Origin of the sequence: Pseudobutyrivibrio sp. MD2005, from assembly GCF_000621865.1 — a bacterium.
In the GTDB taxonomy this organism is placed as follows: domain Bacteria; phylum Bacillota; class Clostridia; order Lachnospirales; family Lachnospiraceae; genus Pseudobutyrivibrio.
Genome location: NZ_KK211358.1, coordinates 279,047 through 292,923 on the forward strand (window position 1 = coordinate 279,047; position 13,877 = coordinate 292,923).

Genomic DNA, 13,877 nt, shown 5'->3' on the forward strand with positions numbered 1-13,877 from the left:
TATAGTCACCTCTGCCTTTTGTGACTATATCTACTCGCTTTCCAGCTTTTCATATAGTCGCACCTCTCCTCTTGTGACTATATGATTGCCACTTCATGCTCTTCATATAGTCTCCTCTGCCTTTTGTGACTATATCTTTTCACTTTCTAGCTTTTCATATAGTCGCACCTCTCCTCTTAAGACTATATGATTTCCGTCTTAATACCTTTATATAGTCATCGTCTAAGAATGCGACTATAGATTTGCAAGTATCCCGCTTATATATAGTCAACACATTATTGGCAACAGCATTAGATGAGTAGCATTAACTCTCTAAAGCCCCATCTATTATATTGTCATACTCTAATAATGAAATAATGCCCCTTGCACCTAGGGCATGAGCCTGCGAACCAGGCTCAAATGAATTGTAAAAATTATTCGTGTGTTATATTAACATGTTCCGCTTGTTTTGTCCACAAAAATATAACGGCTAGCCAATGGCATAAAAAAAGACACACATTTTGCCCAAGCAAAATATGTGCCATTTACGGATTCAACTAGCCTCTGATGGCTAGTTGAATCCTACTACCTTCTGAGCAATCTTGTAAGCTGTGATGGAGATTGCGCGTCCACTGCGGCCTGGAAGGTTGGTGGTTGCACACATGAATCCATAACGAAGCTTTCTATATAAATAGTAGTCATGCTCTTTAATATAGTTCCAAAGATCACGGCGCTTTTGCTGATGCTCTGTTGTGCCGCTCTTCATTAGAAGTACTGTAGAGATAACAGTAATCATCTCAAGATAGTTGAACATGTACTTCTTTACATGATCATTTTTAATATTCTTGTAGTCATATGCTTCTAGCATAAGCTTGTTAACTTTAATCTGCTGGTCGATGCGGCCAATCATAACCTTTTCATTAACAGACTGATCTTCTCTTCCTATATAATAATGATAGAAGTCTACATCTAAGTAGTAGATATTCTTAACATAAGGAAGTGGATAGAATACATAAAGGTTATCCACATAGAATGTATGCTTAGGAAGCTCCAAGCCACAATCTCTAAGAAGCTTAGTACGATAGATAACTGAATGCATCAGTATGTACTGGCCCTTTCTAAAGTGCTTTGTATCATCCCATCCAAAATATTGATTAACAGGAAGGTTTGAATAAGACATAACCTTTTTGTGGTGTGCCCCTTCCTTATCATATACAAAGTTTGAAATAAGCATGTCCAGCTGCTTGCTGTGTTCTACTGAATTACGAAGAACATTTAAAATCTTGTCGTAAGCCTCTTCATCTACCCAGTCGTCAGAATCGACAACCTTGAAGAATAGGCCTGTGGCATTTTTAAGGCCTGTGTTGACAGCCTGGCCATGTCCACCGTTTTCCTGATGAACTGCCTTTATAATAGAAGGATGCTCTGCTGCAAGTCTATCTGCTATTTCCGCTGTGTTATCCTTAACAGATCCGTCGTCAACAATGATGATTTCAACATCCTCGCCGCCGTGTAACAATGTCTCTACGCAATGTTCCATATAATCTGCAGAATTGTAACATGGTACTGCAAATGATAATAGTTTCATATTTAACATCTCCTCACCTAAATTCGCTTTAATGATTTTAACAAATCACTCTTCTTTGTTCAACTAGCCACAGATTATTCACGTAAATGTTATAACATATCTCTACAGGAAAATTTTTATTAGAATAGGTAACCACTATGACTAAAGAAATTGATGGATATGTTTGGGATTTACCCCTAGGCTGTGTAACTGAAACTGATATATTCACCGATAAAGATGTACTATTATGCCCTCGCATGACAATAATAGACTCAGCCCAGATGGAGCTTCTTTCCCATTACAAGGGAAAGATTCACGCGGTCGTTTCTTACACAGCAACAGAAGAAGAAACCAATCAAGGCGATATAGAGCCTGATGAAGATGCTTCCATTGGTTTCGAAGATTCTTTCAAGCACTATGCTGCTGAAACCCTAGAAGCAATTTTTACCAATATAAGCGATGTAAAAAGCTTGACTGCTGGAGCCAGGGAGATTGGCGAACAGGTATATTCTGTCATTGACGCTTCCAAAGAGCTCTTCATCAACTTGGCAAAGCTTAAGGTAAGTGATGAGTACACCTACAAGCATTCTGTTGATGTTGGAACTATGGCTGCCGTACTTGCAAGAAAAATAGGCGAAAACAGTAAATTCATCCACGACATTACAATAGCAGGCCTTTTGCACGATGTTGGTAAGGAAAAGATTCCTAGCGCCATCATAAATAAGCCAGCTAGACTCTCTCCCGAAGAATTTGAAATCATAAAAACTCATCCAGTCCATGGCTATAATATACTGATTAATTCTGCCGATGTCTCAGAAGATATGCGCCAAGGTATTTTAAACCATCATGAGAACTATGATGGCACCGGCTATCCGCGTGGCTTGTCCGCTGATAAGATTGGAAAGATGGGCCAGATACTTGCTATAGTAGATGTTTATGACGCTTTAGTTACAAAGCGTTCATATAAGACAGCAAAGACTCCTGCCCAGGCCATTGAAATAATGTTTACTATGAGCAATAAGTTTAACTTGGACTATTTCAAGTCTTTCCTTTCTGTTATAAACGCCTATCCGAATGGCTCACATGTGTTGCTTAGTGACGGTGAAAAGGCAATCGTCCTTAGACAAAACAGCGCTTACCCGCTAAGGCCTATTATAAAAATTGAATCCACTGGACAAGTCGTTAACCTAGCTTCTGATGCTGGCTATCTATCAACTGTTATTGTTAGTTCTAGTGAATAAAAAACAAGAGAGTTTTGCATTGCAAAACTCTCTTTTATTCTCCACATTCGCACACAAGCAGATACCCACATTCTAAAGAAATAGTTGCGTTAGTATCCACAATTTCATTGCTAACTGTTAATGTATTAAAGCCTTCCAGCTTCGCATTTTTAAGAGGATATTTAAAACCTTCCATGGTGACAACAGCCGATCCGTAATACGGAAATACGGATACGTATTTACCATATTGCTCGTCCTTTTTTATAACAAGCTTCATGCCTGCGCCAATCATCTGAAGACGATTAGTCTCATCCACCAGGTACACCTTTCTGCCCTCTTTTAGGCCCATACCAAGCAATGCTATATTGCCCAGGCTGTGGTCTACTCTTCCACCTAAGGCTCCTAGTATTGTGATGTCTCCCTCAGTGTTGTCAAATGCATATCTCAGAGCAGCCTCTATATCAGTGTCATCTTTGATTGGATTTAGCTTTATTATTTTGCCACTGCAGGCCGGTTCAGGTTCCCCCTGGCTTGCCGAATCAAAATCACCAATAATCACATCCGGCTTTGCCCCAGCTGCAATCACATGCTCATATCCTTTATCGCAGGCAATGATAAAGCGTGCCTCTGAGCTTTCAGAAATTACATTCTTCAAAAACTCTATATCCTTTATCATCGCCCCAACAATAAATGTTATCATTTCATTTTCTCCAGAAGTGCCTCGGTATTTGCCTTAACATCTCCTTCAAACACTGCAGAACCTGCAACTATGATATTAGCTCCTGCTTCCAAAGCCGAATCAATAGTATCCTTATTTATTCCGCCATCAACCTCAATATCAATATCAAGCTGCTTCGCATTTACGAAGTTTCTAAGTTCACGTACTTTATCTAAAGTGTAAGGAATAAGCTTTTGTCCACCAAAGCCAGGGTTAACAGTCATAATAAGAACCATATCAACCTTATCAAGCACATGGATGATATTTGCAATAGGTGTAGCTGGATTAATTGCAACACCCGCCTTCACTCCACAGCTCTTGATTTGATCGATTGTAGCATCTAAATGAGTGCAAGCCTCAGCATGAACAGTGATAATATCAGCCCCTGCTTCAGCAAACTTTTCAATATATCTTTCTGGATTAACAATCATCAAATGAACATCTAATACTCTGTTAGTGTATTTACGCATGCTCTTGAGAACTGGAAATCCAAAGCTGATACTTGGTACATACATTCCGTCCATCACATCAAAATGTACATACTTGGCTCCTGCCTTATCGATTAACTCTAACTGCTCCTTAATAATGCCAAAATCAGCAGAAAGAACTGATGGTGCCAAACATTTTTCCATAAGATTTACCTATATTTATTATTCCTTTCATTTAACATTTCGCCATAAATCTGCAAGTAGTTCTCGTATCGACTTGCTGCTATTTCTCCCGCCTCAACTGCGTCTTTAACGCCGCATTTCGGCTCTTTATCGTGGGCACAGCCTGTAAACTTACAATTAAGTGCCGGCTCCACAAATTCAGGGAACAAAGTATATAAATCAGTGAGTTCCACCTTTGGTACAAACAAAGAAGAAAATCCTGGTGTATCCATAATAAATGTATCACCGCCCAGGTGTAATAGCTCTGAGTGTCTTGTGGTATGTTTGCCTCGCCCAATCTTTTCAGAAACCTCGCCAGTCTCCATATGCTGATCTTCTGTAAGAAGATTTACAATTGAACTTTTACCAACACCAGATGGGCCTGCCACGGTGGTTGTTTTTCCCCGTAAAATTGATTTGAGTTCTTCTAGACCTAAATTGTTTTTGGCAGAACAAAAAATCACTCGATATCCTGCCGCTTCATAGGTGCGTCGCATTTGCTCTTCAAATCCTTCATCTGCCAAATCATCCTTATTAAAGCAAATGGTGATTGGCAACTCCTGCTCTTCCATCATACAAAGGAATCTATCCAAAAGATTAAGATTTGGTTCAGGATTCTTAGTAGCAAAAATGAGCAATGCCTGATCCACATTAGCCACCGCAGGCCTGATCAATTCAGACTTGCGTGGCAGTAGCTTTACTACATTGCCCGTTTTATTATCTTCGGAGATGATGTCTATCTCCACATCATCCCCGACCAATGGTTTAACTTTTTCTTTTCTAAATACGCCCTTCGCCTTACATTCATAAATGCCTTTGTCATCAACGTAGACATAATAGAATCCGGCGATGCCTTTAACTATCTTTCCTGTCATAGATTAATTTGCTGTTCCTGCAATTGTCTGTGTCTGAGCCTGCTCTGCGATAGGTGTAGCGCCATCCTCAGCTAATGGTGTAAGAGTAATTGTAAGTGTATCCTTTGAAACATCAGAGATGTTTATTGCTCCATTAGCTGGAATTGTACCTGATTTATTAAGCTCAGCAATTGCATATGTACATGCACCAGGGAATGGATTTGTTACAGTGTAGCTGTATGTAGCTTGCTTTGCCCCCTTGCTGATAACAAGACTGATTGTTGAATTTGTCTTAACAACCTCGCCTGCTGCAATCGACTGGCTGATTACCTGACCTGAAGGGACTGTATCAGAGTAATCCTGAGTGGTGCTTGTTACAACGATTTTTGCCTTATCAAGTACTGTTGTAGCCTCAGCCTGTGTCAATCCTACAACTGTAGGAACTGTGACTGTATCACCATCTGTTTCAGCAGCATCTGTCTCTGTTGTGTCCTTATTTGTAGTAGAGCTGCTGTCAGAACCAGATGAGCTAGAGCTTGATGATGAGCTTGAACTACTTGAATCATCTGATGAGCTTGAGCTGTCTGATGACTCCTCTTCGCCTGCAACTGTAAGTCTAAGTGTATCGTTTAATGAGAATTCATCACCCTCTTTTGTAGACTGTGACATTACAACGCCATCTTCGTAATCATCGCTATCTTCGTAAGAAACCATAATATCGTCTTCTTCAAGACCAAGCTCTGTAAGCTGTTCCTTAGCAGAATCAAGCTCTGTTCCAACCACATTAATCATGGTAACTTTCTTTGCACTAAAATTAAATAATCCGAACATATTGCCAAGAATAGCAACAACAATGATTACAATTAAGATACCTGCTGCAATTCCTGCAATAGTAATGATTCTATCCATACGAGAATCATCTTCTTCATCCTCGTCATCGTCATAGTATTCATCGTCGTAATAGTCGTCATCATACTCTTCTTCGTCTTCGTATTCATCGTCGAAGATAAGAGCCTGGGCAGCTTTCTTTGTGATAGAAGCCTCATCCTCCTGAGCTACCTTTGAAATAACCTGAGTCTTTCCAAGATCAGATTCAACTATTGTAACGAAATCTTCATTAGGGCTAACAAGCGCTCTCTTTAAATCCATGAGCATATCAGAGATAGTAGCATATCTTCTATCTGTTGATTTCATTGTTGCCTTAAGGATAATCTTTTCAAGTGAAATAGGAAGATCTGGAGCGTAAGCGCTAGGTGCAACCATTTCCTCCTGCAAATGCTGAATGGCAATTGCTACAGTGTTATCTCCATCGAAAGGCACACGGCCTGTAACCATTTCGTACATTACGATACCAAGTGAATAGATATCACTCTTGCCATCAACGAAACCGTTTCTAGCCTGCTCTGGTGAAGAATAATGAACAGAACCCATTACATCAGCATGGATTGTGTTTGAGCTGGCAGCTCTGGCAATACCAAAATCAGTAACCTTAACCTTTCCCTCTGTGGAAATAATGATATTCTGTGGCTTAATATCACGGTGGATTATGCCCTTTTGGTGAGCAGCCTCAATACCACGACCAACCTGAATTGCAATAGAGATAGCTTCCTTGAAATTAAGCTGCCCCTTCTTTTCGATATAAGTTTTAAGAGTGATTCCCTCAACATATTCCATAACGATGTAGTACATTCCGTTTTCAGAACCTACATCATAGATATTAACGATATTTGGATGTTCCAAACCTGCTGCTGACTGTGCCTCTGTTCTGAACTTTGCTACGAATGTGGCATCCTCAGAAAACTCTGGCTTAAGAATCTTGATGGCAACTTCACGGCCTAAAATGTGATCCTTTGCTCTGTAAACATCAGACATTCCGCCTGAACCAACTTTATCAATAACCTCGTATCTATCCGCTATAAAAACGCCTTGTGTAATCATGTATTCTCCTTTATTCTAAACTTTCGATTATAATCACTGAAACATTATCTTTACCGCCGTGAGCATTTGCCAGACTCACAAGCTTGTTAGCCCTATTGGCAATAGTATCCTGGCTAACTAAAACATCGAATATCTCATTATCATCTAACATATTTGTAAGACCATCAGAACAAATTAAGATATGCTCATCACCATTAATCGAAACGTCAAAATAATCCGCAACAATGGTGTCCTCTGCGCCAATGGCTCTGGTAATCATATTTTTACGCTTGTCGTATTTAGCATCTAAAGCATCTAACTCGCCATTACGAACAAGCTCTGCTACTACAGAGTGGTCCTTTGTAACCTGCTTGATTTTTGTAGAAGTAGCTACGTAAAGCCTGCTGTCACCCACGTTTGCAACATAGAGGTGCCCTGCAAACACAGTAGCAAGCACTAAAGTGGTACCCATGCCAGCCTTAGTTGGATCTGTCTTCGCTTCTAAGTGTATTCTATTGTTGGCAATTTGGATTGCTCTTTCGAAAATTCGTACTGTCTCAAGTTCGGTGGAATTCTTAATCTCATCAACAAGAATCTCGACGCATTTTGCAGATGCATAATCACCTGCCAGCTCTCCGCCCATGCCGTCTGCGACTATGTACAAATTTGGCAATTTACCAATTTGGGTGTCTGAAGAAAATACAGAGTCTTGATTAACTCTCCTCTTCACTCCCACATCAGTCTTTTCATAGCTTATCATTAATTAGTCCCTTTCGAAGCGTCTATGTGTCGCTTTCTCAATTGTCCACAGGCCCCGTCTATGTCGCGACCCATTTCCCTTCTAATAGTAGCATTATTCACGTATTTTTCAATCTTTTTTTGGAATGCGAAGGCTCTATCCTGGCTTGGACTTACAAAGTCTCGCTCCTTGATTGGATTGACCGGAATAAGATTTACATGACAATTTAGCTTGCCAATCAACTGTCCTAATTCCTCGGCATCCACATCCCTATCATTTACACCTCCAACAAGAGAGTATTCAAAAGTGATTCGACGTCCTGTCTTGTTAAAATAGTATTCACAGGCATCAATCAATTCGTGAATGTCATATTTATTAGCTATTGGCATAAGTTCAGCTCGCTTCTGTTGATTTGGAGCATGGAGAGATATTGCAAGCGTAATTGTCAAATCCTCCTCTGCCAATTGTCTGATACGTGGAACTATACCACATGTACTAACAGTAATATTTCTCTGGGAAATATTTAATCCATTTTCATCTGATAAAAGCCTTACGAACTTAACTATATTATCATAGTTGTCCATTGGCTCTCCTGTGCCCATTACAACCACATTTGAAACACGCTCGCCTGTATCTTTTTGAATGGCATAAATCTGTCCAAGCATCTCTGATGGAGTAAGATTTCTCACCCATCCATCTAATGTAGATGCACAGAATCTGCATCCCATTTTGCAGCCTACCTGGGAACTGATACACACAGAATTGCCATGCTTGTAGCTCATCCAAACGCTTTCAACCATCTCACCATCGAATAACTCAAAAAGATATTTTCTTGTGCCATCGATTTTAGATACCTGCAAATTGATTTGTTGAAGTGGATGATAGTTACAAGTATCGCTAAGCTTTTGCTTAAGTGACTTAGGAAGATTTTTCATCTCTTCATAATCTGCTGCAAGATGCTTATGAATCCATTCGTACAACTGCTTTGCGCGAAACTTTGGCTCTCCTAAATCATTAGTGACAAAATCTGTCAGCTCTATTAAGTTAAGTGATCTAACATCAATTAATTCTTTTTCATTACACATATATAAAATCCGTCGTGATCCTTATCAGGCAATAATTGCTCACTATTTTCCATCTTAAACTCTGGATGTGATGACAAAAAGTTGTTTACCTGATTTTCATTTTCATCCTTATTAATGGTGCATGTGCTATAGCATAACACCCCACCGCTTTTAACATATCTACAAACCGTATCAAGAATCTTTGCCTGAAGTGCAACAAGCTCATCTAAAGATTCCTTTGTTTGATTATATTTGATATCCGGCTTTTTTCGGATTATACCAAGACCTGAACAAGGTAAATCCGCAATTACCACATCATACTTGTTTTCTGAATTCTCGTCAAATTCTGTGGCGTCCCACTTTTCTGCTTTTATATTATCTGCCTTGGTTCTAAGGATGTTTTCATTTATGATTGCAACCTTTGCATCTGTCAAATCCCTAGCCAAAACCTGCCCGTTATTTGCTATTTCAGCTGCATGTAGTGCCTTGCCTCCTGGAGCAGCACACACATCTATTATATGATCTTCTGACTTGATGCAAGCCTTGTAGGCCACCAGCTGTGAAGAATAATCCTGAACATAAAACAGACCATCTTTAAACTGCGGTATCGCATTTACGGAATCAAAATTTGAAATATATAATGCACTTGGAATGCTATCGCATATACGAACTGTAATACCTTGCTTTTCTAAGCAGGACTTTAATTCACCTCTGCTGACTTTGCTAAGATTGACTCTTATGCACAAATCTTCCTGGACTAAAAAGCCCTTTAAGATTTCTTCCGCCTGTTCCTTTCCATAATCGCCAGTCCATTTTTCAACAATCCACTGAGGCATTGAATACTCTGTGCTAAGGCTTGTGAATTTAACAGTATCCTTTTGTCTAGAAGTGTTTCTAAGGACGCCATTTACAAAGCCTGACAATCCAGAAAACCCTTTCTTCTTAGCAAGCTTTACATATTCATTACAGGTAGCCGAATCAGGCACTGAATCCATATAAAAGATTTCGTAAGCCCCCATTCGCATGATGGTACGAATCACAGGCTTCATCTTTTTTACCTTTGTTTTTGAAAAGCTATCTATTATAAAATCAAGCTGCAGCTTTCTTTCTACCACTCCATTAACTAGGCGTGTTAAAAAGGCACGCTCGCTCTTTTCAAGATAACCATACTTATCTAAAACAGCCTTGAGATAGATATGAGAAAACTGACCATGCTCCAATATCTCAATCAATGTTTCAAGAGCAATTGCTCTCACATTAGTCTTATTACTCTCTACCATTTACAAACCTCGTACCAGCCTCAAGCTGATATCCTCTCAGAAAATCTGAAACTGCCATGCGCTTTTTTCCTTCCAGCTGAAGCTCATTAATCTCAAGAGCTTTTTCACCGCATGCTATCGTAAATACGTTTTTATTTACATCGATAACTGTTCCTGCTTCACCTGACTTTTCTACAACAGTTGCTTTCCAAATCTTAAGCTGCTTGCCATTTACAAAAGTAAATGCAGATGGCCATGGATTAAGTCCTCTGATCAATCTTTCGATTTCTACTGCAGGCTTTGTCCAATCAATATTGCCCATATCCTTGCTAATCATACCAACGTGAGTAGCTTGGGATTCATCCTGAGGAACCGGTGTGATTTCACCTCTATCAAGAGCTTCAATAGTCTTAACAGCAAGCTTTCCACCGTCAATAGCAAGCTTATCAAAAAGGCTTCCACCTGTCTCATCAGCCGCAAGCTCTATCTCAGATTTAAGAAGCATATCTCCATCATCAAGACCTGGTCCCATAAGCATTGTAGTGTTACCAGAAACCTTTTCTCCATTGATAACAGCCCACTGAATAGGTGCTGCTCCACGATACTTTGGAAGAAGTGAGCCATGGACATTTACACATCCAAGGCGAGGCATATCAAGAATTACCTTTGGTAAAATCTGTCCGAAGGCTGCCACAACAAAAACATCTGCTTCGTATTTACGAAGATATTCTACTGATTCCTCTGCTCTGATTTTTACTGGCTGGAACACTTCGATGCCATGCTCTAAAGCAAACTCCTTCACAGGTGTAGGCTGAAGCTTTCCGCTACGTCCCTTTGGCTTATCTGGCTGAGACACTACTAAAATTATCTCATGCCCTGCCTCATATATTGCTTTTAATGTCTCCACCGCAAAATCCGGTGTACCCATGAAAACTACTTTCATTTATATTAATCCTTTCATTTTTACGCACAAAAATAAAGCGTCCTCGACGTTACATCTAGTGTAACATTTTAGGACGCTTTTGTCATTCTTACTCGTTACCATTCACAGTTGCCATAAGGTTGGGACGCCCTCAACCCTGGCAGGGCCTCCACTATATACATGGCGCATTGCAAGAATATTGCGTTTTTCTAATGGGCCATTTATGCATCTTTATTTACATGTGTCTTTTGCAGGCCTGTACAATTTTGAAAAAGGTTTTTAGTTGGCGGACACACAACATAGTGGAAAGTGTACTTCTTAGACTGAGGGAAACTTGGTTGATTTTGGAGCGAGCCTAGTAAAATAAAAGCAGGTTTTGCAATATATAAGCATGCGCTGCCATGGACGGCAGCGCAAGTGGTCACTTAAAACACGATGTTGAATGTGCCACGGTGATTATATATGCAAAACCTGCTTTGTTATTTTACTTAGCAAACGGAGTATGAAACCAAGTTCCCTCAGTCTGAGAAGTACATTAAAAACTTAAGTGTCCGTCACCTAAAAAACATTTTTCAAAATGGTTCATTCCGCAACAAGACACATGTGCGATGCATAAAATTGGCCCATAAGAAAAACAGCAATATTCGCAAAATCACGCCATGTGTATAGTGGAGGCCCCTGCAGGGTTGAGGGCGTCTCTTCAAAACAAACTGTGAATGGTAACTCTTACTCAACTACCTTTATGTAACTGCTAACACAATAAAGTACCTGGCCGTTGTATTCCACCCTGGACCAACCATAGTCATTATTGACACCGGTTCTAACTGCAGTTTCGCCTGCACTAAGTGTAGCAACCACCTGAGAATCCTCATCAGTAACACTTGGCTTTGATCTTAGGTTCACAAGCTCTTTAGCAGTGATTGTCTCGTTTACATCTGTAAATTTTGTTTTAAAGCCGCTTGTTGGCATTTCCTGGGCTGTTTCGGTTTGAGCAGGCGCTGAATCAGTCTGAGCTGCTGCACTCAAATCTGTTGTTAGATAGCTTGAAACTGCATAATATGTAGCCCCGTCATACACCACTCTCGACCATCCACTTGAACTTGTTCCTGTGCGAGTTGCAGTCTGACCATTTTGTAGCGTCTGCTTTACTGTACTATCAGAACCCTGGCTCGGCTTATCCCTTAGATTGGTCTTGCTCTTTGCTGTAACAGTTTCGTTAACTTCTGTAAAGTTCATCAGAGCTTCCACATCGGCAGTTACTTCTTCACGCTCTGAGGAATCCTTTGCACTTTCTGTGCCTACATAACCAAAATATGCTACGTCTACATCAACCTTGCCGCCGACACCTGGCACTGTTCCCTGATTTGAATACTGCCACATATCACACTTCACACCTGCCGATGGCGCTGTTCCTAGATTAGAAGTATCCTGATTATACCAGGCCATCCAAATCTTATATTTTGAAGATATTGTAGACGTGTTCCACTTGGCATCATTTACCATTTCATTTTTAGATGCATAAAAAATTGGAGTGTATCCCTTATTTTTTATTTCATCCAAAAATGCCACAGCAATGTTACTTCTCTCATCTTTTGTAAGATTGTATTGACGGCTTGTGCTATTTTCAAAGCCTTCGCAATTGTAGCCCACAGGATAGGTAATTGCGTACTTTGCAATGTAACTAGCAACCCAGTCAGCCTCTTCTACAGCCTCATCCTTGCTGACAGCTGTGGAAAAGAAATATGCACCAACCTTGATTCCATTTTTCTCGGCCTCCTGCATATTATACTTGGCATTGCTGTCTGCCTTTATCTCTCCTGTGGTGGAATCCCTGTAACCCACACGAACCATAGCGTAGTTTATGCCTGCCCCTGCAACCTGAGACCAATCAATGGTCCCCTGAAATCGGGATACGTCTATTCCATATGTAACCTGAGATGTTTCTCCAGGATTAGTAGCCTTCACGACCTCAACTACATTCACAACTGCGCCAGTTTCTTTTGTAGCACTAGCCTCAGGATCAGATGCACTTTCTGCATCATCTGTAGTATTTTCAGTATCAGTCTCCTCCGGCATTACTACCTCTATTTTGGCATCCTCATCCTTTACCTCTTCTACCTTGGCACTTTCTGTGGTTTGATTAGAGTCTCCAGCCTTTGAAGTAACCTTCTTTGCTACTAGAACTATGCTTGTAGTCAAAACTGCAATCAAAACACAGGCGCCCGCGCCAAATATAATCCTGCGCCTAATCAGCTGCCTTCTTTTCTTAGCCTTTCGCGCCCTGCGCCTTGCCATTCTCTCATCATCATCATCGTTATTCATATCATTCACCCTTAATTTTAATACTCACTATTGCCATTATAGTCTATTTACAATTATATTCAAACCTTGCATTAGTTGCAGTTTGCGACTATTTACGGCATTTATCGCAAATACTTGCAAAAAAGCAGGTTCTGCTCTATTGCAAAACCTGCTTTATCTTTAATCTTATTTATTCTTCTTCCTCGTATTCTTCCATGAGGTCTTCTACATTGTAAAGCTCACCTTCGACTTTTTCAGTATAGATGTGACCATCAAGATGATCGATTTCGTGTAGAAGCGCGCGAGCCATAAGGCCTTCACCTTCTACGATGTATTCTTCCATGTCCTCGTTTAAGGCTTTTACCTTAGCGTAGTTTGGACGTGTAACCTGTCCAGTCTTGCCAGGAACTGAAAGACATCCTTCGTTGCCTGTCTGCTCGCCAGATGTCTCAAGAACCTCTGGGTTTATAAGAGTAACAGGACCCTCGCCTATATCGATAACGCAGATACGGCGAAGTACACCAACCTGAGGTGCAGCAAGGCCTACGCCATCAGCATCATACATAGTTTCATACATATCCTCAATCAATGTCTTAAGTCTAGGTGTAAGCTCCTTAACAGGCTTGCAAACCTTAAGTAGAACATCGTCTTTTCCATACTCTCTAATTTCTAATAATGCCATTTTAA

Annotated in this window: 12 protein-coding genes; 1 reads left to right on the top strand and 11 read right to left on the bottom strand. The window is 40.3% G+C overall.

Annotated elements, in window-relative coordinates:
• Window positions 1-550 precede the first annotated feature (550 nt).
• Window positions 551-1,567, bottom strand: a complete 1,017-nt coding sequence (locus T498_RS0111075; RefSeq protein WP_028235955.1) for a glycosyltransferase family 2 protein — start codon at window positions 1,565-1,567, stop codon at window positions 551-553.
• 137 nt (window positions 1,568-1,704) lie between these two features.
• Between T498_RS0111075 and T498_RS15675 the strand changes: the two genes are divergently transcribed.
• Entirely contained in the window at window positions 1,705-2,787 is a 1,083-nt protein-coding gene (locus tag T498_RS15675) for an HD-GYP domain-containing protein (protein ID WP_051524729.1), read from the top strand.
• Between the two features lie 34 nt (window positions 2,788-2,821).
• Here T498_RS15675 and T498_RS0111085 read toward each other — a convergent pair whose 3' ends face one another.
• The 10 genes from T498_RS0111085 to def form a co-directional block, all read right to left on the bottom strand.
• Window positions 2,822-3,466, bottom strand: coding sequence for a thiamine diphosphokinase (locus tag T498_RS0111085; RefSeq protein ID WP_028235956.1), 645 nt, complete (start codon window positions 3,464-3,466; stop codon window positions 2,822-2,824).
• The gene (rpe, locus tag T498_RS0111090; RefSeq protein ID WP_028235957.1) at window positions 3,463-4,116 is read right to left on the bottom strand and encodes a ribulose-phosphate 3-epimerase; all 654 of its coding nucleotides are present in this window, start codon (window positions 4,114-4,116) and stop codon (window positions 3,463-3,465) included. Before rpe ends, T498_RS0111085 begins: the two co-directional genes overlap by 4 nt.
• A gap of 5 nt (window positions 4,117-4,121) precedes the next feature.
• A complete protein-coding gene (rsgA, locus tag T498_RS0111095; protein ID WP_028235958.1) occupies window positions 4,122-5,009 on the bottom strand; it encodes a ribosome small subunit-dependent GTPase A in 888 nt (295 codons plus the stop codon).
• A gap of 3 nt (window positions 5,010-5,012) precedes the next feature.
• A complete protein-coding gene (gene pknB, locus T498_RS15680; protein WP_051524730.1) occupies window positions 5,013-6,926 on the bottom strand; it encodes a Stk1 family PASTA domain-containing Ser/Thr kinase in 1,914 nt (637 codons plus the stop codon).
• A 10-nt stretch (window positions 6,927-6,936) separates the two neighbouring features.
• The gene (locus T498_RS0111105; protein ID WP_028235959.1) at window positions 6,937-7,665 is read right to left on the bottom strand and encodes a Stp1/IreP family PP2C-type Ser/Thr phosphatase; all 729 of its coding nucleotides are present in this window, start codon (window positions 7,663-7,665) and stop codon (window positions 6,937-6,939) included.
• Window positions 7,665-8,729, bottom strand: coding sequence for a 23S rRNA (adenine(2503)-C(2))-methyltransferase RlmN (rlmN, locus tag T498_RS0111110; protein WP_028235960.1), 1,065 nt, complete (start codon window positions 8,727-8,729; stop codon window positions 7,665-7,667). Before rlmN ends, T498_RS0111105 begins: the two co-directional genes overlap by 1 nt.
• Window positions 8,708-9,988 carry a 16S rRNA (cytosine(967)-C(5))-methyltransferase RsmB gene (gene rsmB, locus T498_RS0111115; protein ID WP_028235961.1) on the bottom strand — a complete coding sequence of 427 codons (1,281 nt, stop codon included), beginning with the start codon at window positions 9,986-9,988 and terminating at the stop codon, window positions 8,708-8,710. Before rsmB ends, rlmN begins: the two co-directional genes overlap by 22 nt.
• Window positions 9,975-10,910 (bottom strand): methionyl-tRNA formyltransferase, encoded by a 936-nt coding sequence (gene fmt, locus T498_RS0111120; protein ID WP_028235962.1) that lies wholly within the window; start codon window positions 10,908-10,910, stop codon window positions 9,975-9,977. The genes rsmB and fmt overlap by 14 nt, the downstream gene beginning before the upstream one ends.
• Window positions 10,911-11,615: 705 nt before the next feature.
• Entirely contained in the window at window positions 11,616-13,211 is a 1,596-nt protein-coding gene (locus T498_RS0111125) for a GH25 family lysozyme (RefSeq protein ID WP_155951063.1), read from the bottom strand.
• Window positions 13,212-13,380: 169 nt separating this feature from the next.
• A complete protein-coding gene (def, locus tag T498_RS0111130) occupies window positions 13,381-13,872 on the bottom strand; it encodes a peptide deformylase (protein ID WP_028235964.1) in 492 nt (163 codons plus the stop codon).
• Window positions 13,873-13,877: the final 5 nt, after the last annotated feature.

Coding starts and splice junctions, on each gene's coding strand:
- def (WP_028235964.1), bottom strand. CDS start 13,872: ATGGCATTATTAGAAATTAGAGAGTATGGAAAAGACGATGTTCTACTT.
- T498_RS15675 (WP_051524729.1), top strand. CDS start 1,705: ATGACTAAAGAAATTGATGGATATGTTTGGGATTTACCCCTAGGCTGT.
- T498_RS0111075 (WP_028235955.1), bottom strand. CDS start 1,567: ATGAAACTATTATCATTTGCAGTACCATGTTACAATTCTGCAGATTAT.
- fmt (WP_028235962.1), bottom strand. CDS start 10,910: ATGAAAGTAGTTTTCATGGGTACACCGGATTTTGCGGTGGAGACATTA.
- T498_RS0111085 (WP_028235956.1), bottom strand. CDS start 3,466: ATGATAACATTTATTGTTGGGGCGATGATAAAGGATATAGAGTTTTTG.
- pknB (WP_051524730.1), bottom strand. CDS start 6,926: ATGATTACACAAGGCGTTTTTATAGCGGATAGATACGAGGTTATTGAT.
- rpe (WP_028235957.1), bottom strand. CDS start 4,116: ATGGAAAAATGTTTGGCACCATCAGTTCTTTCTGCTGATTTTGGCATT.
- T498_RS0111125 (WP_155951063.1), bottom strand. CDS start 13,211: ATGAATAACGATGATGATGATGAGAGAATGGCAAGGCGCAGGGCGCGA.
- rsmB (WP_028235961.1), bottom strand. CDS start 9,988: ATGGTAGAGAGTAATAAGACTAATGTGAGAGCAATTGCTCTTGAAACA.
- T498_RS0111105 (WP_028235959.1), bottom strand. CDS start 7,665: ATGATAAGCTATGAAAAGACTGATGTGGGAGTGAAGAGGAGAGTTAAT.
- rsgA (WP_028235958.1), bottom strand. CDS start 5,009: ATGACAGGAAAGATAGTTAAAGGCATCGCCGGATTCTATTATGTCTAC.
- rlmN (WP_028235960.1), bottom strand. CDS start 8,729: ATGTGTAATGAAAAAGAATTAATTGATGTTAGATCACTTAACTTAATA.